This window comes from Paraburkholderia steynii (genome assembly GCF_900100565.1).
In the GTDB taxonomy this organism is placed as follows: domain Bacteria; phylum Pseudomonadota; class Gammaproteobacteria; order Burkholderiales; family Burkholderiaceae; genus Paraburkholderia; species Paraburkholderia terrae.
Map to the genome: position 1 here is coordinate 35,261 of NZ_FNDI01000020.1, position 18,363 is coordinate 53,623.

12 protein-coding genes and 1 riboswitch are annotated in these 18,363 nt (G+C 63.3%); of the genes, 6 read left to right on the forward strand and 6 right to left on the reverse strand.

Annotated features, from left to right (window positions below; all coding sequences use genetic code 11):
* The first annotated feature begins 59 nt into the window (after nucleotides 1-59).
* The gene (locus BLT65_RS30035; protein WP_244186754.1) at nucleotides 60-4,541 is read left to right on the forward strand and encodes a DEAD/DEAH box helicase; all 4,482 of its coding nucleotides are present in this window, start codon (nucleotides 60-62) and stop codon (nucleotides 4,539-4,541) included.
* 811 nt (nucleotides 4,542-5,352) lie between these two features.
* Here BLT65_RS30035 and treA read toward each other — a convergent pair.
* Nucleotides 5,353-6,990 carry an alpha,alpha-trehalase TreA gene (gene treA / locus BLT65_RS30040; protein ID WP_425273172.1) on the reverse strand — a complete coding sequence of 546 codons (1,638 nt, stop codon included), beginning with the start codon at nucleotides 6,988-6,990 and terminating at the stop codon, nucleotides 5,353-5,355.
* A 391-nt stretch (nucleotides 6,991-7,381) separates the two neighbouring features.
* Between treA and pdeR the strand changes: the two genes are divergently transcribed.
* Nucleotides 7,382-9,385 carry a cyclic di-GMP phosphodiesterase gene (gene pdeR / locus BLT65_RS30045; RefSeq protein WP_091784652.1) on the forward strand — a complete coding sequence of 668 codons (2,004 nt, stop codon included), beginning with the start codon at nucleotides 7,382-7,384 and terminating at the stop codon, nucleotides 9,383-9,385.
* 191 nt (nucleotides 9,386-9,576) lie between these two features.
* Here the strand turns inward: pdeR and BLT65_RS30050 are convergent, their stop codons facing one another.
* From BLT65_RS30050 to BLT65_RS30060, 3 genes are all read right to left on the reverse strand, one after another.
* Nucleotides 9,577-10,455 (reverse strand): crotonase/enoyl-CoA hydratase family protein, encoded by an 879-nt coding sequence (locus tag BLT65_RS30050; protein ID WP_042308786.1) that lies wholly within the window; start codon nucleotides 10,453-10,455, stop codon nucleotides 9,577-9,579.
* Nucleotides 10,456-10,891: 436 nt separating this feature from the next.
* The gene (locus tag BLT65_RS30055) at nucleotides 10,892-11,992 is read right to left on the reverse strand and encodes a malate/lactate/ureidoglycolate dehydrogenase (RefSeq protein ID WP_091784655.1); all 1,101 of its coding nucleotides are present in this window, start codon (nucleotides 11,990-11,992) and stop codon (nucleotides 10,892-10,894) included.
* A gap of 102 nt (nucleotides 11,993-12,094) precedes the next feature.
* Nucleotides 12,095-13,555 carry a M20 family metallopeptidase gene (locus tag BLT65_RS30060; protein ID WP_091784892.1) on the reverse strand — a complete coding sequence of 487 codons (1,461 nt, stop codon included), beginning with the start codon at nucleotides 13,553-13,555 and terminating at the stop codon, nucleotides 12,095-12,097.
* Between the two features lie 181 nt (nucleotides 13,556-13,736).
* Here BLT65_RS30060 and BLT65_RS30065 point away from each other — a divergent pair, with 181 nt between their 5' ends.
* Nucleotides 13,737-14,042, forward strand: a complete 306-nt coding sequence (locus BLT65_RS30065; protein ID WP_086914888.1) for a superinfection immunity protein — start codon at nucleotides 13,737-13,739, stop codon at nucleotides 14,040-14,042.
* A 35-nt stretch (nucleotides 14,043-14,077) separates the two neighbouring features.
* Entirely contained in the window at nucleotides 14,078-15,232 is a 1,155-nt protein-coding gene (locus BLT65_RS30070; RefSeq protein ID WP_042308880.1) for an epoxide hydrolase family protein, read from the forward strand.
* Between the two features lie 15 nt (nucleotides 15,233-15,247).
* Here the strand turns inward: BLT65_RS30070 and BLT65_RS30075 are convergent, their stop codons facing one another.
* The gene (locus BLT65_RS30075) at nucleotides 15,248-15,661 is read right to left on the reverse strand and encodes a winged helix-turn-helix transcriptional regulator (protein WP_042308882.1); all 414 of its coding nucleotides are present in this window, start codon (nucleotides 15,659-15,661) and stop codon (nucleotides 15,248-15,250) included.
* A gap of 82 nt (nucleotides 15,662-15,743) precedes the next feature.
* Between BLT65_RS30075 and BLT65_RS30080 the strand changes: the two genes are divergently transcribed.
* On the forward strand, nucleotides 15,744-16,061 hold the full coding sequence (locus BLT65_RS30080) for a DMT family transporter (RefSeq protein ID WP_091784658.1): 318 nt from the start codon (nucleotides 15,744-15,746) through the stop codon (nucleotides 16,059-16,061).
* A gap of 46 nt (nucleotides 16,062-16,107) precedes the next feature.
* Nucleotides 16,108-16,205, forward strand: a riboswitch (ZMP/ZTP riboswitch).
* 39 nt (nucleotides 16,206-16,244) lie between these two features.
* Nucleotides 16,245-16,877, forward strand: a complete 633-nt coding sequence (locus tag BLT65_RS30085) for a LysE family translocator (RefSeq protein WP_042308796.1) — start codon at nucleotides 16,245-16,247, stop codon at nucleotides 16,875-16,877.
* Between the two features lie 821 nt (nucleotides 16,878-17,698).
* Here the strand turns inward: BLT65_RS30085 and BLT65_RS30090 are convergent.
* Complete coding sequence (locus tag BLT65_RS30090) at nucleotides 17,699-17,971, reverse strand: YodC family protein (protein WP_086918427.1); 273 nt, start codon at nucleotides 17,969-17,971, stop codon at nucleotides 17,699-17,701.
* Nucleotides 17,972-18,363 lie beyond the last annotated feature (392 nt).

Consider the following 18,363-nt stretch of genomic DNA (forward strand, 5'->3'; position numbering starts at 1 on the left):
TTACGGGCGAGGCACGCCGCGCACTGGATATGCAGCGCCCCGCCCCCATCTTCGACGTCATGACTTCCGCCTCTTCCGCCGCCCTCGGGCCGGCCGACCCGCTGGACGAGTTCCATCCGGCCGTCGCGGGCTGGTTCCAGAAAACCTTTGCCGCGCCCACTGACGCGCAGGTCGCCGCGTGGCCGTTGATCCGGGGCGGCCGGCACACGCTTGTCGCGGCGCCGACAGGCTCGGGCAAGACGCTGACCGCGTTTCTCGCCGCGCTCGACGAACTCGTGCGCGACGGGCTCGCGCAAGGCGGCGCATTGCCGGACGAGACGCTGGTGGTCTACGTGTCGCCCCTCAAGGCGCTGTCGAACGATATCCGCGTCAATCTGCAGATGCCGCTCGAAGGCATCGCGCACGAACTCGCCGCACGCGGGTTGCCCGTGCCCGAGATTCGCACCGCCGTGCGCACGGGCGACACGACGCAACAGGAACGCGCCGCGTTGAAGAAGCGCGCGCCGCACATTCTCGTCACGACGCCCGAATCGCTGTACGTGCTGCTCGGCTCGGCGTCGGGCCGCAAGATGCTCGCGACGGTCCGCACGGTGATCGTCGATGAAATCCACGCGATGGCGGGCGGCAAGCGCGGCAGCCATCTCGCGCTGTCGCTCGAACGGCTCGATGCGCTGTGCGGCCGGCGACTGCCGCGCATCGGTTTGTCGGCGACGCAAAAGCCGATCGAAGCCGTCGCGCGCTTTCTGGTCGGCGGCGCGAGTGTCGACAGCAGCGAGCCCGCCGACTGCGCGATCGTCGATGTCGGCCATGTGCGCGAGCGCGATCTCGCGCTGGAGATTCCGCCCGTGCCGCTCGAAGCGGTGATGTCGAACGAGGCGTGGGAACTCGTCTACAACCGGCTCGCCGAACTGGTCGCGCTTCACCGCACCACGCTCGTTTTCGTCAACACGCGGCGCATGGCCGAGCGCGTCGCGCGGCATCTAACCGAGCGTCTCGGCAAGGACGCCGTCGCCGCGCATCACGGTAGCCTCGCGAAGGAACATCGCCTCGACGCGGAGCAGCGTTTGAAGCGCGGCGAACTGCGCGTGCTGATCGCAACGGCTTCGCTGGAACTGGGCATCGATATCGGCGACGTCGATCTGGTCTGCCAGATGGGCTCGCCGCGCGCGATCGCGCCGTTTCTGCAACGCGTCGGACGTTCGGGCCACCATGTGGGCGGCATGCCGAAGGGAAGGCTGTTCCCGTCGTCGCGCGACGATCTGATCGAATGCGCGGCGCTGCTCGATTGCGTGCGGCGCGGTGAACTCGATCTGCTGCACATTCCGCGCGCGCCGCTCGACGTGCTCGCGCAGCAGATCGTCGCCGAAGTCTGCAACGCCGAATGGAGCGAGGACGCGCTGTTCGAACGCTTCCGCCACGCCGCGCCGTATGCTGCGCTCGAACGTGAGCAATACGACGCCGTGTTGCGCATGCTCGCCGAGGGCTACACGAGCCGTCACGGTCCGCGCGCTGCGTACGTGCATCGCGACGCCGTCAACGGCACATTGCGCGGACGGCGCGGCGCGCAGCTCTACGCGGTGACGTCGGGCGGCACGATTCCGGAGAACGCGGATTACACAGTGGTACTCGAACCGCATGGGCTCAATATCGGCACGGTCAACGAAGACTTCGCCGTCGAAAGCCTCGCAGGCGACGTGTTCCAGCTCGGCAATGCGTCATACCGGATCATGCGCGTCGAAAGCGGCCGCGTGCGCGTCGAGGACGCGCAAGGCCAGCCGCCGAACATCCCGTTCTGGCTCGGCGAGGCGCCCGGACGCAGCGATGAATTGTCGGCGGGCGTCGCGCGGCTGCGCTCGGAGATCGAGCGGCGGCTCGCCGTCGCGAAGACCATTTCGTCAATTACTTCGGATACCGATACATTTTCCGATTCGCACGGCGGCGGCATCGCAACCCTCGCCGAGCAACCGGCCACGGTTGCGCTCGATCTAGAACCCGCCATCGCGTGGCTCGTTGAACAGACTCATCTGCCCGAAGCGGCGGCACGGCAGATCGTCGAATATCTGGCGCGCGCCCGCCAGGCGCTCGGCGCGCTGCCCACACAAGACACGCTCGTCATGGAGCGCTTTTTCGACGAATCGGGTGGCACGCAGCTTGTGATTCATACGCCGTTCGGCAGCCGCGTCAATCGCGCGTGGGGCCTCGCGTTGCGCAAGCGCTTTTGCCGCACGTTCAATTTCGAGTTGCAGGCAGCCGCGACGGAAGACGCGATCGTGCTGTCGCTAACGGGCGCGCACAGCTTCGCGCTCGATGAAGTGTGGCGCTATCTGCGCTCCGCGACAGCCGAACATGTGCTGATCCAGGCGCTGCTCGACGCGCCGCTGTTCGGCGTGCGCTGGCGCTGGAACGCGACGACGGCGCTCGCGTTGCCGCGCTACACGGGCGGACGCAAGACGCCGCCGCCGTTGCAGCGCATGCGCAGCGACGATCTGCTCGCGACCGTGTTCCCCGATCAGGCCGCGTGCCTCGAAAACATCGCCGGCGAGCGCGAGTTGCCGAGTCATCCGCTCGTCGATCAGACAGTCGACGATTGTCTGCACGAAGCGATGGATACGGATGCGTGGCTCGCGTTGCTGCGCCGGATCGAAAGCGGCAAGATCGCGCTCGTCTCGCGCGATTTGCCCACGCCTTCGCCGCTCGCCGCGGAAATCCTCACCGCGAAACCGTACGCGTTTCTCGACGATGCACCGATCGAAGAGCGCCGTACGCAGGCGGTGCTGAATCGCCGCTACACGAGCGGCCCCGCATCCGCCGACGATCTCGGCGCGCTCGATGCCGACGCGATTGCGAGTGTCGGCGAAGAAGCGTGGCCGCAAGCTCGCAACACCGACGAGATGCACGAAGCGCTGACAGGCCTTGCGTGCATCACGGAGGCCGAGGCGCAGCGCAACGAAGGCTGGCCCGCGTGGCTCGCGGAACTCGCTAAAACAGGCCACGCCGCGCGCATGCAGATCGCGCAGCATGACGCGCTGTGGCTGCCCGCGGAGCGCCTGACGTGCCTGCGCGCGATTTATCCGCAGGCTGAAGTCGAACCGGCGCTGCGTGCGCCGAAGGGTTTCGACGAAGCCTGGACGGAAGACGACGCGCTCGTCGATGTGGTGCGCGCGCGGCTGACGGGATTCGGGCCGCTGCCGCTTGCGTCGATCGCACGCGCGCTTGCGCTGCCCGCTTCGACCGTCGCGCAGGCGCTCACGCGGCTCGAAGCGGAAGGTTATGTGATGCGCGGCCGCTTCACGCCGGGCACCACCGATGAAGAATGGTGCGAGCGGCATCTGCTCGCACGCATCCATCGCTACACGGTGCGGCGCTTGCGGCGCGAGATCGAGCCCGTCGAGCGGCACGACTTCATGCGCTTTCTGTTCGCGTGGCAGCGTCTCACACCCGACACGCGCGGCGAAGGGCGCGACGCGCTCGCCGCCGTGCTCGATCAGCTCGAAGGTTTTCAAGCTGCCGCGAGCGCATGGGAAGAAGACATCTTGCCCGCGCGGCTGAAGGACTATTCGATCACGTCGCTCGACGAGCTGTGCCGTTCGGGCAAGATCGTCTGGACGCGGCTCACGGATCGCGCGCGCGGCGCGAGCGGTCCGGTGCGCAGCACGCCCATCGTGCTGTTGCCGCGCCGCGCGCTGCCCGTGTGGACTGCGCTGCTCGATACGTCGAAACAGCCGGAGCTGTCGCCGAAAGCGCAACTGGTGTTCGATACGCTGACGCAGCATGGCGCGATGTTTTTCGACGAGCTATCGGGCGACGTTCGGCTGCTGCGCGTCGAACTCGAAAACGCGCTCGGGGAACTGGTCGCGGCGGGCGTCGTCAATTCGGATAGTTTCGCGGGTTTGCGTGCGCTGTTGAAACCCGTCGCGAAGCGCAACGCGTCGTACTTTCCGAGCCGGCGTCCGCGCGGCGCGGGCGCGTTGATTGGCGGGATGGACGATGCGGGGCGTTGGGCGCTGTTGCGTCGTCGGCCTGCCGCCGCTGTGTCCGAAGAACCCGCGCCCTCTCCTTCCCGACGTTCTTCGCCTTCCTTCGCGCCGGAAGTGATCGAGCATGTCGCGATGGCGTTGTTGCGGCGCTATGGTGTCGTGTTTTGGCGGCTGCTGGAGCGCGAAGCTGAATGGCTGCCGCCGTGGCGCGATCTGCTGCGCGTGTATCAGCGGCTCGAAGCGCGCGGGCAGGTGCGCGGCGGGCGCTTCGTCAATGGTCTCGCGGGTGAGCAGTTCGCGCTGCCGGAAGCGATTCCGCTGTTGCGTGAGGTGCGCCGGCATGCGAATGATGGTGGTTTTGTGTGTGTTGCGGGTACTGATCCGCTGAATCTGGTCGGGACGTTGCTGCCGGGGGACAAGGTGCCTGCTGTTGCGGGTAATCGCGTGTTGTATCGTGATGGTGTGGCTGTTGCGTCGCTCGTGGCCGGCGAGTTCAACCTGCCCGATGATGCTGATGGCGAGACGAAGCAGTTAATGCGCATGAGGCTCGCACGGCGATATTGAGCGGGCGGTAGCTGCTTTGTCTGCGACGGCTGGGTGGTTTGCTCGGGATTGCGCTGGCATCCGCGTTTTGCATTCGCGCTTCAAGCGTCGCCCCTGTGCGGGGCGGCACCTACTTTTCTTTGCCGCCGCAAAGAAAAGTAGGCAAAAGAAAGCGGCTCACACCGCCAGTTCTTGCGTTTGCCTGAGGGCCCCCACAGGGTCTTATGCTTCACACGGCAGCCTTTCTGTTTGCGTGCGTTGCCAACGCTTCGAACGAACGCCTCACCCACTTCGAATACCCGTACTCGGGCTAGCGGCAGCGAATGGGTTCCGCCGCCCAGGTGGCAAACTGTGTGTAGGTTGTCGCGTCGTACAGCTTGGCGCTCTTACATGGTGGTATGCGTGCGCTATCGGTCCGGAGTGAGGCCTGTGCAGTACTACGGCCTACACACAGTTTGCCACCTGGGCGGCGGTGGACTATCTGGCACGGCATGATGCGGCGCGGGTGCGTGAAGCGGGTGATGCGCACCGCAAGAGCGTTGGCAACGCACGTGAGCACGTGCGTTGCCGTGTGAAGCGTAAGACCCTGTAGGGGCCCTCAGGCAGGAAGAAATGTTAGCGGTGTTAGCCGCTTTCTTTTGCCTACTTTTCTTTGCGGCGGCAAAGAAAAGTAGGCGCCGCCCCGCACAGGGGCGACGCTTGAAGCACGAAGGCATAGCGCGGATGCCAGCGCAAAGGCCCAAAAAACCAAACCGGATGCCAGCGCAACCCCAAGCAAAACCAAACCAGCGGCTTGCCCGCCTCGACCGCGCCGCGCTCGCGAACTAGCGCATCACTCGCCTGGCGCGTACAGATCGAGCAACTTCAGCGTCACGCCATTGGTCCACCCAAACCCATCCTGCAACGGATACTCACCGCCTCCGCCCCCGCCCGTCCCCGACCCTTCAACGACATACTTCTCAACCAGCTTCTGCTCCTTCGCATAAACGTTCTTCACATCCGCAAGAAAGCGCGTACCAATCTGCTGCGCGAGATCACTGCGCCCATACCGCCGCAACCCTTCGATCGCAATCCAGTGCAGTGGCGCCCAGCCATTCGGCGCATCCCATTGCTGGGTCGTGTCGTAGGTCGAGGTCGTCAGACCGCCCGGCTTAAGCAACACGCCCGCGACGACGTTTGCCGTCTTCTGCGCCCGATCGGGCCACGCAACCCCCGCGAACAGCGGATACAGCATCGCGGGCGTCTGGTTGTCGCGTGCCTTCGCGAGCTTCCAGTCGTAATCGCCGTAGTAACCCTTGCTATTCCACAGATACCGGTTGATGCCCTCGGCACGCTTCGCCGCCTTGCCGATAAACTGCACGACACAACTGAAATCCCGCGTCTCCGAGCAACCACGCGCGATGCTCGTCTCCAGATGGAACATCAGGCTGTTCAGATCGACGGGAATGATCGAAGTAGTGCGAACGGTCGTTAGATTCATGTTGTCGCCGAACCAGCGCGAGCTGAAGTCCCAGCCGCTTTCCGCCGTCGCGCGCAGATCGCGGTAGACCTCGTTCGGCGCGCGGCCGGTTGCCTTCTGCGCCGTCTGCACGTCTTCGAGATACGACTCGTCGCGCGGCGTGTCGAGTTCGTCCCAATAGCGGTTCAGCACCGTCTTGTCCGGCAACACGACGACATTGCGCGTCGCGTCGCCCGGCTTCGTCGTCGACGCGCCCTGCATCCAGTACGCGTATTCCTTGCGCATCGCCGGCAAATACTTCTGATAGACGCGCCCGCCTTCGACCTTTGCCGCAAGCTCGACCATGTACGAGAAGAACGGCGGCTGCGAGCGGCTCAGATAGTAAGTCCGGTTGCCGTTCGGAATGTGGCCATACGTGTCGATCATGTACGCGAAGTTGTCGAGCATGTTGTCGACGAGATCTTCATGTCCCGACTCCTGCAGGCCGAGCATCGTGAAATAGGTGTCCCAGTAGTAGCCTTCGCGGAAGCGCCCGCCGGGCACGACGTAGGGCTTGGGCATCGGAATCAGCGAGCTGTACGGAGGCGCCGTCGTCGTCGTGCGCGTGAGTTCGGGCCACAGCCAGTTGATGTGATCGCGCAGCGACTGGTTCGGCGGCGGCGTGATCACCGGCTCGGAAGGCAGCGTGAAGTACTGGTCGACGAAGTTTTTCAGCGAGAAGTTCGGCTGGCTCTTCTGCGTTTCGTAGGCCTGCAGGATCGTTGCGGGGTCCGCTTTCGGCAGCGCGTCGACGAAGGTCTTCTGGTCGGAATAGATCTGCTGGGTCTGCACGGCGACGAACAGGTCGCCATACAACTTGTCGGGCGGCGGCGGTAACGTGCCGCCCACCTGCGTATCGGCGCTCGCGATGCGCGCGAACCCTGCCAGCAGCACAAAGCTTGAGAACGCAACAGCGCGCGCGGCGGTTCGCCTGCGCAGAGGCGGCGCGTATGCAGGCGCCGCGCATTGCATCGGGTCAAAAAGAACTGCGGTTGATGGATGTGTACTGACGGTCCTGCCACAAACAGACGACAGCGTACTCATGTCTCCCTCCTCGGAAAGGTGGACAACCGGTCTGGTCTGCCGTCGCGCTTTTTGATTGCCACGCGAGCATCGCATAGGTGTACGCGCGTGCGCAATCGCGCGTGAACGTTTGCGGAACCGATCCCTGAAAAGCATCTTTTTTTCTATGCTTTCTGATTAAAGAAAGGTGATTCAAAGGTCGTTAATCAATTCGGAGCCGGACGTCCGGCCGCTTCGTTACAATGAAGCAAGTCAGTCATCGATAAGACTCTTCGCCACCGCGTGCTGGACTCGTATTCGGAGCTCGACTGGAGGCAACTTTTTTGCCCGGGGACCCTTCATGAACGACGATCAACACGATCAGGTGCTTTTCGCCCGATTCGGAACGAGCAGCCCCTGCTGGCGGCTGTCTAGCGACAGCAATGCGCTCGAACTGACGCCCGAAACGGATGACGACACGGCCACGGTCGCCATTGCCCTCTCGGGTGCGCAGGCCGCGCAGATCCGCAGGCTCACGGGCGTCACCGCGCACCTGACCATGGACGTACGCCTGTTCGGCGAAGCGCTGCGTCTGCATCTGGTCGGCAAGAAGCTCAACAGCAGCACCTGGGCAGGCACAGCTTCGGCCTACGAAGACACCGAATCCGTCGCGCGCGATCTGGTGCATGGGCTGTCGTTCGCCGAGCAGGTCGTGTCGGAAGTCAATTCCGTCGTCGTGATCGTCGACAAGAACGGCCGCATCCAGCGCTTTAACCGGCTCGCCGAAGAACTCACGGGCATGAAGGAAGAAGACGTGGTCGGGCGCAGCGTGTGGGCGCTGTTCATGTCTTCGGAAGCGGGCGCGGCGTCAAGCCAGAACATTTCGGGGTTTTTCAATCAGGGCGTCGCGTATGAAGTCGAGCGGCGCGTGCGCACCGTGCATGGCGAGCGGCTTTTCCTGTTTCGCAACAAGTTCGTGATGAGCGGCAGCGGCGTCGACGAACAGTTTCTGATCTGCTCGGGCACCGACATCACGGAGGAACGCCGCGCGCAGGAGCGTCTGTCGGAACTGGCGAACACCGATTCGCTGACGGGCCTGCCCAACCGCAACGCGATTCACGACAAGACGCGCGCGGCCATTGCCAGCGCGGCGGCGGGCGAATCCGTCGGCATCCTGTTTCTCGATCTCGACAACTTCAAGAAGGTCAACGACCACTACGGCCACGTGTTCGGCGACCGGCTGATCCAGGATGTTTCTTCGGCCGTGCGCGAGTGCCTCGCCGACGACGACACGCTCGCGCGGCTGGGCGGCGACGAGTTCATCGTGTTGTCGCCTGTCGCGTCGGTCGGGTCCATGGAAGCGATGGCGCAGCGCATTCTGGAGCGGCTGCGCGTGCCGTTCAGCCTTGGGCTCGTCGAGGTCTACACGGGCTGCTCGATCGGCATCGCGATGTTCCCCGAACATGGCGACAGCCTCGAAGCGCTGATCCGCGCCGCCGATACCGCCATGTACGTCGCCAAAGACGACGGCAAGCGCACCTATCGCGTGTTCTCGCCGGAGATGAACCGCAAGGTCGCCGAGTACATGTGGCTCGATACGAACTTGCGGCGCGGCCTCGAAGAAGGCCAGTTGACGCTGCACTATCAGCCGAAGCTGTCGCTGGCCACGGGCACCGTGTACGGCGTCGAGGCGCTGGTGCGCTGGAATTCGCCGGAGCGCGGGCAGATCATGCCCGCCGCGTTCATTCGCTACGCGGAAGAGTCGGGGTTGATCGGGCCGCTTGGCCGCTGGGTCATGCAAACGGCGGCCGAACAGGCCTCGCAGTGGAAGGCGCGCGGGCTGTCGCTGCGCGTGGCGATTAACGTGTCGGCGCGGCAACTGGTGGATACGGCCGTGGTGTCGCATTTCACGGAGGCCTTGCAGCGCGCGCAACTCGATCCTTGCCTGCTCGACATCGAGCTGACGGAGAGTTGCCTGATCGAAGACGAAGCGGCCGCGATCGACCTGATTACGCAATTCCGCGATCTTGGCGCGCAGGTCCATCTGGATGATTTCGGCACGGGCTATTCGTCGCTGTCGCAGCTTGGGCGCATTCCGCTCGACGTGATCAAACTGGACCGCAGCTTCGTAAGCTCGATCAACGCGGACAGGAAATCTCAGGCGCTGGTGCGCTCGATGGTAGCCGTCGCGCAGGCGCTGCAACTGAAGGTGGTGGCGGAGGGAATCGAGACGGAATCGGAAGAGCTGTTCATGAAGGGACTAGGCGTCGAATACGTGCAGGGCTTTCTGTACGGCAGGCCGATGCCCGCAGCCGAATTCGAGCGCTGGCTGCATGACAGGCAGAAGATCCGCTTGATCGCCTGAACCCCCGAAAAGTTCGCTCGACCTTTGGAATCTCCCGCCTGTCGGCCGCTCACGCGGCTGGCTACTGCGTGTTGCATGCTGCTTGATGCCTTTGCTACGTTGATAGTTGCGTCAATACCTGACGGGTGCAGACGGAGCGCGTAACGCTAGGCGCGGGGGCGTTCTGCCAATCAGACTACTGTCCTTCCTGCTTACGCAACGTTCATCGCAGCCGGGCGCAGATTGCTTGCGCGGCGGTTTTGCAGCATCACGAGCCGCTCCATGAACGCGAGGTCCTTCTCCTCGATCGTGAACGCGGACTCCACCCAATCTTCGGTAATTTCCATCAGTTCGGCACGCGACAGCTGTAGCACGCGCTGACGTGCCCGCACCATCGCGCGGATGCCGTTGAGCTTGGGGCGCAACGTATCGATGAAGGTGCGCGTCGCGATATACGCCTCGCCCGGCTCGAACAGATGGTCGACGAGGCCGCGGCTTTCGTGCCACTCAGCCGTGTGCGATTCGCCGCCGCCGATCAGTTCTTCCGCGAGACGCATGCCCGCCTTGCGCGCGACGAGCGAATAGCCACCCATGCCCGGGAACAGGTTGAAGGCGATCTCCGGGAAGCCCATCCGCGCGTCGTTCTGCGCGAGCACGAAATGGTGCGCGAGCGCCGCTTCAAAGCCACCGCCGAGCGCGCTGCCCTCGATCATCGCAATCGAAATCGCACCGGTGTCGAAGCCGCGCGCCGCCGCATGCACGCAATCGACACAGGCGCGCGCATACGCCATCAACTCCTGGCGGCGGCCTGCGCGAATCGCGTCGGCAAAAAAGCTGAGATCGCCGCCGACGTTGAACATGGTCGGAATTACGGAGCCTGTCACCCAAAAATCGATGCGCACATTGGAATCGCGCGCGGCCCGCGCGAGTTCAAGAATGTCATGCACCAGTTCGAGGTTGAAGCATGGCCGCGGTTGCGCGCGCAACATCATCCACATGACGTTGCGCTCTTCTTCGTAATACGCGGAGATTTGCGACAGCTTGCCAGCTTCGAGGAACGGACGGCAGGCGTGATGGTTTTGCAGATTCATTTTGAATGGTCCTTTTTGAAGTTAAAAACTCGGGTGAAGCATTGCGAGCCTAAAACAGACCAGAATCTGGTGGGGCGGCCTAACCAACAGAAGAATGCAGTTCTTCATAAGTATGGCGACGCCCGCTGGACGGGCTTCTTGCCAGGCGCGGCTGTCGCAAACGATTGCCGTCCAGAATAAAACTTCAAACAAACGTTCTCGCCACCGCTTTAATAAGGGCGCAAAGCGGTAATTAGAATATCTGTTTTAATTTTGGGTGAATTGTGGAGGCAAACGTTTTAATGCAATCCGAAGTTATTCTGATTGCATTGTTTTGCGAATTCGTGGCGAGGAGAGGCAAAAAGCGGCAAAGCGGCGAGGCCGCGCTTTCGGTCGGTGTTTGACCCGCGTCGGTCGATCGATGCGCGTGCAACGACATCCGCTGTGACGCCGCGCGTTACTGCAAGCGCGCGGACCAGCTATCGGCATCTTCCTGCGACAGTCCCGCCGCGAGCGCCGCCTCGCGGATCTGCCGCCATGTCTGCGGATCGACGGGAATGCCGTTGGCCTCGCGCTCGGCGCGCGTCGCGCGCTCCGGCTCGCCCGGCGCATAGATGCGCTCCGCGCCGCCGGAGAGCGGCGACGCCTTCACCCATTCGACGAACGCATCCGCCTCGGCCTCGGCGTTGGGCGCATCGAAGGCGGCGGGATCGGCGATCACCGACAGCATGCAGTTGATGATCGCGTTGGTCTTTTGCAGCGTGTCCTCGTGCGTCGTGTAGCCGCCCGACAACGCGCCGCCGAAAATCTCGCACATTGCCGCGAGGCCGAAGCCCTTGTGGCCGCTCGCCTGTCCGCCGACGGGCATCAGCGCGCCGAACGGTTCTTCCATCATCACTTTCGGCTCGACGGTCGGCTTGCCTTCGTGGTCGATCAGCGCGCCGGGCGGCACCTGCTTGCCCTGGTTGTACGCGACGCGCGTCTTGCCGTAAGCGACGGCGCTGGTCGCGAAGTCGAGCACGAGCGGCGCCTTGCCCTCGCGCGGAAAAGCCGCGCAAAACGGATTGGTGCCGATGCGGCGGTCCGCGCCGCCAAACGGCGCGACGAGCGGATCACCCGCCACGTTGACGAAGTGGAACGACGCGAGCCCCGCCTTCGCGCACTGCTCGGCCCAATGCCCGATCCGCCCGATGTGGTGCGCGTTGCGCAGCGCGACGGCGCACACGCCGAGCTTTTTCGCACGCTCGATGCCCTGCTCCATCGCTTCATGCGCGACGACCTGGCCGAAGCCCTTGCCGCCGTCGACGGTCAGCACTGCGCCGACATCTTTCACGACGCTCGCGTGCGCGTTCAGCTTCAGCTCGAGATCGCGCAGCGAATCGACATAGCGCGGAATCATGCCGACGCCATGCGAATCGTGTCCCGTGAGATTGGCTGCAACGAGATGATCGGCGACGAGCTGGGCTTCACGCGGCGAACTGCCCGCCTGCTCCCATATCGCGCGCACGTAGGCGTGCAGTTGATCGACGGGAATACGGGGAGCGCGCGTGTCGTTCATTCGATGATCGGTTCGTCAAGGAAAACGGATGGGCAGTGAGAGAAGCCGGCCGGCTTCTCTCACGGGGGAAAATGCTTCAGCGTCGAACGTTCTGGACAGACATCAAGGCGCGGCAGCAATCACCTCAGCGACAGCCGCCGTCAACTTCTTGCCGTACGGCACATGCAGGAACTCGTTCGGACCGTGCGCGTTCGACTTCGGCCCGAGCACGCCACACACCATGAACTGCGAGGTCGGGAAGCCCGCCTTCAACACGTTCATCAGCGGGATCGTGCCGCCCTGCCCGATGAACGCGACATCCGCGCCGAAGTGCTGGCGCGACGCGTCGTTCAGCGCGGTGCCGAGCCACGGCGCCAGTTCCGGCGCGTTCCAGCCCGTCGCCGCGCCCGCGTCCGGCTTGAACGTGACCTTCGCGTTGTACGGCGGATCGAACTCCAGCAGCGACTTCATCTGTTGCACGGCATTTTCCGCATCGACGAGCGGCGGCAGGCGCAGCGACAGCTTGAACGCCGTGCGCGGACGCAGCACGTTGCCCGCATCCGCGAGGGACGGCAGACCCGACGCGCCCGTCACCGACAGCGACGGACGCCAGGTGGAATTGAGCAGCGCTTCTTTCGGGTCGGTGGTGGTCGGCAGCACGGGACCGCCGTCCTGTCCGCAGGCCCACGGCAGCTTTTTCCACACGTCGTCGCCGAGAATCTTCGCGGTCGCTTCGGCTTCGTCGAGACGGTCGAGCGGAACCGGGCAATGGAAGCCCTTCGGCAGCAGCGTGCCGTCGGCAGCGTCTTCGAGACGCTCGAACATTTGCCGCATGATGCGGAAGCTCGACGGCGCGATGCCGCCGTAGCCGCCCGAGTGAATGCCTTCGTCGAGCACCTGCACTTCGAGGTCGCCGGAAACGAGGCCGCGCAGCGACGTGGTGAGCCACAGCTGATCGTAGTTGCCCGCACCCGAGTCCAGGCACACGACGAGCCCGACCTTGCCGAGCCGCTCGCGCAACGCGTCGACGTACGGCAGCAGATCGTAGCTGCCCGACTCTTCGCAGGTTTCGATCAGGCCGACGCAGCGCGGCCGCTCGATGCCTTGCGCGTCGAGCGCGGCCAGCGCGGTGAGGCTGGCGTAGATCGCGTAGCCGTCGTCTGCGCCGCCGCGGCCGTAGAGCTTGCCGTCTTCGAGCTTCGGCGTCCACGGGCCGAGGTCGTTGCGCCAGCCGTCGAATTCCGGCTGCTTGTCGAGGTGGCCGTACAGCACGATGGTGTCCGTGCTGCCCGAGCGCGTGGCGGGCGATTCGAAGAAGATCACGGGCGTGCGGCCCGGCAGGCGCACGATTTCGAGCTTCAGTCCGCGCACGGGCTGCTGCTCCGCCCACTTCGCGGCTTCTGTGATCACGCGCTCGATATAGCCGTGCTTTTCCCAATCGGCATCGAAAGCCGGGCTCTTCGCGGGCACGGCGATGTAGTCGGTGAGCGCCGGCACGATCTCATCGTTCCATTTGCGATCGACGAATTCGCGCAGTGTGTCGTGATTCAGCTTTTGAGCTTGTTGAGTGTCGTCGGAGATCATGATGGCCATATCCGGTGCAGTCAAAACGCACATGATAGACCTTACGGCGCGGCTTGCCGAATTCGTGTGAACCTCCCGTGAACCATCAGGCGCCTGCCTTGCAATCAGCCTTCAAACGGCAAGCGGACGATGCCCGATCGCGCGACAATGAACGGATAGATTCCGCGCCTGGGGAGGTTCGATGAACGAGATGATGATACAAGGCGTCGCGACCGTCGCCGCGCTGGGACTGTACTTTCTGCCGTCGATCATCGCCGATCGCCGCAAGCGCTACGACATTCTGACCCTCGCCCTGTTCAATGCATGCATGGGCTGGACGGTGTTCGGCTGGCTGGTCGCGCTGTACTGGGCGTGGCAGCCGAATCCGCCCGTCAATCTGGAAGGCGAAGTGGTGCGCTCGCGCCGCACCCTCAGCATGCGAACCTTCACGAAGGGACTCGGCGAGCGCGTGCGGTGGCGCGAATCGCGCGACCGTTCGACCAAATAGCGCGCCGCCTGCCGCACAACGACCAGGACCACATGATGCAGATCACCCCGTTCCAGATTTCGATTCCCGACTTCGAGCTTGCCGCGCTCAAGACGCGCCTCGCGCAAACACGCTGGCCCGACACGTTCGATAGCGCGCCGTGGTCGCTCGGCACCGACATGAACTATTTGCGCGATCTCATCGATCACTGGGCGGGCGCGTACGACTGGCGCGCGACGGAAGCGCGGCTCAATCAGGAGCCGCAATTCGTCGCGCAGGTCGGCGATCTTGCCGTGCATTTCGTGCATCGGCGTGGCACGGGTCCGAAGCCCTACCCGCTCGTCATCACGCACGGCTGGCCCGGCTCGTTCATCGAGTTCGCCGAACTGGTGCCGCAACTGTGCGACCCGGCGTCGTTCGGCGCGGACCCCGCCGATGCATTCGATGTCGTCGTCCCGTCGATGCCCGGCTATGGCTTTTCGGAGCGGCCTTCGAAGCCGGGCATGTCGGTGTTCGCGATCGCCGGCCTGTGGGTCGAGCTGATGCGCGGGCTCGGCTACACGCGCTTTGGCGCGCAAGGCGGCGACCTGGGCGCGGCGGTGTCGATCGCGTTGGCGGCCAACCATGCACAGCATGTCGACGGCATTCATCTCAACTTCCTGCCGAGTTCGTACGCGCCGGGCGTCGCGCCCGACGATCCGTCCATCACGCAGGAAGAGCGGGATTTTCTCGCGTCGAAGGCGGTGTTTGCCGATGCCGAAGGCGCCTACGCCCACATGCACGCAACGAAGCCGAACACGGCAGCGTTCGCGTTGAACGATTCGCCTGCGGGGCTGGCTGCGTGGATCGTCGAGAAATTCCGCGCGTGGAGTGATTGCGACGGCGACATCGAGCGGGTGTTTTCGAAGGACCAGTTGCTGACCGATCTGTCGTTGTACTGGCATACGCAGACGATCGGCTCGTCGATGCGGCTCTACGCGGAAACACGCGCGCGGCCATTGCGCTTCGAGCCGGGCCAGCGCGTCACGCCACCGCTCGGCTTTGCGCGTTTTCCGAAGGAAATCAGCCAGCCGCCGCGCTCGTGGATCGAACGCGTCTTCAATGTCACGCAGTTCGCGGATATGCCCCGCGGCGGGCACTTTGCCGCGATGGAACAGCCCGCGCTGCTTGCCGAAGAGATACGGCGCTTCTTCCGGCCGCTGCGCGGCTGAGCGTTTAACCCGGCGTTATCGACGCGACTGCGCAAGCGTATCGAAGCGCTCGCGCGCGGCGTCGAGCGCGCCGCCATGCGTCTCGGCCCAGCGGTCGAGCGTGACGAGCGCATCGCTCAACGACAGCCCGAGCGCGCTCAACCGATATTCGACGTGCAAGGGTTTCGTGCCGCACACGTCGCGGATCACGAGCCCGTTGCGCTCCAGCTCGCGCAGCGTCTGCGACAGCACCTTCTGCGAAATGCCGCCAATCTTGCGCAGCAGCGCGTTGTTGCGCATCGGTCCGTCCTGCAGCGCGGGCAGGATCAGCAGCGTCCATTTACTCGCGATCAGTTCGAGCGCGAGCCGCGACGAACAGGCCTCGTCGAATACGTTGCCTGGGTGCTGCGCCTCGTTCGCGGCGTCGACGGAATGGTCCGGCGCGGGCATTGCCATGGTTACCAGAAGGTGCGTAATGGTCAGCGGATCACTATACCTCTACGCTGCGTCCATTCTTCAAATGGAGGTAGTGATGGCGTGGTTAATCCTGCTCGCGGCAAGCGTCGTTGAAATCCTGATGGGCCTTTCCCTCAAGTATGCGAATGGCTGGACGCGTTTCTGGCCGAGCGTCGGCGGCGTGGCGGCCGCGCTTGCGAGCGTCTTCCTGCTGACGCTCGCGATGAAGCACCTGCCCGCAGGCACCGCGTATGTCGTGTGGACGGGCATCGGGTCGATGGGCATCACGCTGCTCGGCATCGTGCTGTTCGGCGATCCCGTCTCGGCGCCGCGCATCGCGTGCATGGTGATGATCGTTGGCGCGGCGGCGGCGCTCAAGTGTATCGACGGGTAGTGCCGTTTTTGTATCTGGCGTGCGCCGGCAGCGCGCGGAACAATCGACCAGTTCGCGCGACTGGCGCTCAATCGAGGTGGATCACCACCGGGAAACGCGAACCGGAATGCAGATTCCGTCACGCCGCGCGCCTGGGCCTTGCCTTGATCCTTCGATCGGTCTTCCTTCAACGGAGCTCACGCAATGCCTCAAACGTCGCATCTCGTTGCATTTGCTTTTGTCGCGCTTGGGATGGCGCTCACGCCCGGGCCCAATATGATCTATCTGATCTCGCGGTCGATTTGCCAGGGCCGCGTGGCCGGGCTGATTTCGCTCGGGGGCGTGGCGCTTGGTTTTGTGGTCTATATGTTCTGCGCGGCATTTGGCATTACGGCGTTGCTGCTTGCGGTACCGTTCGCGTATGACACGCTGCGGTTTGGTGGCGCGCTTTATCTGCTGTATCTCGCGTGGCAGGCCGTGAAGCCGGGCGGACGCTCGCCGTTCCAGGTGCGCGATTTGCCCGTCGATAGTCCGCGCAAGCTGTTCACGATGGGCTTCATCACCAATCTGCTGAATCCGAAGATTGCTGTGCTTTATCTTTCGCTGCTGCCGCAGTTTATTGATCCGCAGCATGGCAGTGTGCTTGGGCAATCGTTGATGTTTGGCGTGGTTCAGATCGTGCTGAGTATTTCCGTCAATTCGACGGTCGCTATGACGGCGGGGTCGATTGCCGTGTTTCTCGCGAGGAAGCCGACGTGGCTCGTCGTGCAGCGGTGGATGATGGGGACTGTGCTGGCTGGGCTCGCTGTCAGGATGGTCACGGAAGCGCGGCGGTAGTGCTGTTGATTTGTCTGCGACGGCTGGTTGGTTTGCCTGGGTTTTCGCTGGCATCCGCGCTTTGCCTTCGCGCTTCAAGCGTCGCCCCTGTGCGGGGCGGCACCTACTTTTCTTTGCCGCCGCAAAGAAAAGTAGGCAAAAGAAAGCGGCTAACACCGCCAACACTTGTGTTTGCCTGAGGGCCCCCACAGGGTCTTACGCTTCACACGGCAGCCTTTCTGTTTGCGTGCGTTGCCAACGCTTCGAATGAACGCCTCACCCGCTTCAAACACCCGTACACGGGCTAACGGCAGCGAACGGTAAATGCCGCCCAGGTGGCAAACTGTGTGTAGGTTGTCGCGTCGTATAGCTTGGTGCTCTTACAGGCTGGAACGCGTGTGCTATCGGGTCCGAAGTGAGGCGTGTGAGGCGCTACGGCCTACACACAGTTTGCCACCTGGGCGGCCGTGGAATATCTGGCACGGCATGGTGCAGCGCGGGTGAGTGAAGCGGGTGAGGCGCTCCGCAAGAGCGTTGGCAACGAACATGGGTCACGTGATTGCCGCGTGAAGCGTAAGACCCTGTGGGGGCCCTCAGGCAGGAAGAAATGCTGGCGGTGTTAGCCGCTTTCTTTTGCCTACTTTTCTTTGCGGCGGCAAAGAAAAGTAGGTGCCGCCCCGCACAGGGGCAACGCTTGAAGCGCGAAGGCAAAGCGCGGATGCCAGCGCAAAGACTGCGGATGCCAGCGAAAAGACAAAACGCGGATGCCAGCACAAACCCAGGCAAACCATCCAGCCGTCGCAGACGAATCAGATACTGCACGCGCCGCAAAGGCGCCAAATTCAAACCGCCGCACCACGAACAAACTTATGCACCAACCCGGCCGGAATCGACCGCGGCTGCCGCCACACCTCATCCTGCGCGAAGGTTTCCTGCCGCAATTCGCCATGGTCATCGAACCATTGGCAAACGAGCCATTCACCCGTTTTCCGGGCAATCGCCCCGACATAAGTCACCGTCATCCGCGGCCCGCCCGTTTTGAGCGTCACCACGTCCCCGACTATGACTTGCACCGTTTGCGTCGTGTCAAATGCGTCGAAAGTAGCAGTCAGCATGGATGTCCCCGTTATAAGCATTAGGCTGGCTGAAAATTCACTGCCATAAACGCACCGCGGTCCAACGAATTATTAAGAGTGGGGGAAGATTAACAATTGAATATTTCGGCAGCAAGTAATTTTTATTGGAAGCGTTTGCAGCAAAAACGAAATAGACGGCCAGATATCGCGAACGTTCGTTCGTTATTGTTTAGTTCGGCAATCGCCTGCCGGGAAAGGCGGCATGTTGTCGCGCAGCACGACTCCCACCAAAGTTTAGGCGGCATCTTCAGGGTATACGTAAATACGCCGGACCACCCGCTGTCATGATGCTGACATTCTGCGCGTAATCACGGGTTTAAAAACTATGCTGCGCGATTAATCGCTGTCATCTGTGAATAAGCGCATCACTG

Excerpts from the sequence above, each read along its gene's own strand:
- BLT65_RS30035 (WP_244186754.1), top strand. The coding sequence starts at position 60 with ATGACTTCCGCCTCTTCCGCCGCCCTCGGGCCGGCCGACCCGCTGGAC.
- treA (WP_425273172.1), bottom strand. The coding sequence starts at position 6,990 with ATGCAATGCGCGGCGCCTGCATACGCGCCGCCTCTGCGCAGGCGAACC.
- pdeR (WP_091784652.1), top strand. The coding sequence starts at position 7,382 with ATGAACGACGATCAACACGATCAGGTGCTTTTCGCCCGATTCGGAACG.
- BLT65_RS30050 (WP_042308786.1), bottom strand. The coding sequence starts at position 10,455 with ATGAATCTGCAAAACCATCACGCCTGCCGTCCGTTCCTCGAAGCTGGC.
- BLT65_RS30055 (WP_091784655.1), bottom strand. The coding sequence starts at position 11,992 with ATGAACGACACGCGCGCTCCCCGTATTCCCGTCGATCAACTGCACGCC.
- BLT65_RS30060 (WP_091784892.1), bottom strand. The coding sequence starts at position 13,555 with ATGATCTCCGACGACACTCAACAAGCTCAAAAGCTGAATCACGACACA.
- BLT65_RS30065 (WP_086914888.1), top strand. The coding sequence starts at position 13,737 with ATGAACGAGATGATGATACAAGGCGTCGCGACCGTCGCCGCGCTGGGA.
- BLT65_RS30070 (WP_042308880.1), top strand. The coding sequence starts at position 14,078 with ATGCAGATCACCCCGTTCCAGATTTCGATTCCCGACTTCGAGCTTGCC.
- BLT65_RS30075 (WP_042308882.1), bottom strand. The coding sequence starts at position 15,661 with ATGCCCGCGCCGGACCATTCCGTCGACGCCGCGAACGAGGCGCAGCAC.
- BLT65_RS30080 (WP_091784658.1), top strand. The coding sequence starts at position 15,744 with ATGGCGTGGTTAATCCTGCTCGCGGCAAGCGTCGTTGAAATCCTGATG.
- BLT65_RS30085 (WP_042308796.1), top strand. The coding sequence starts at position 16,245 with ATGCCTCAAACGTCGCATCTCGTTGCATTTGCTTTTGTCGCGCTTGGG.
- BLT65_RS30090 (WP_086918427.1), bottom strand. The coding sequence starts at position 17,971 with ATGCTGACTGCTACTTTCGACGCATTTGACACGACGCAAACGGTGCAA.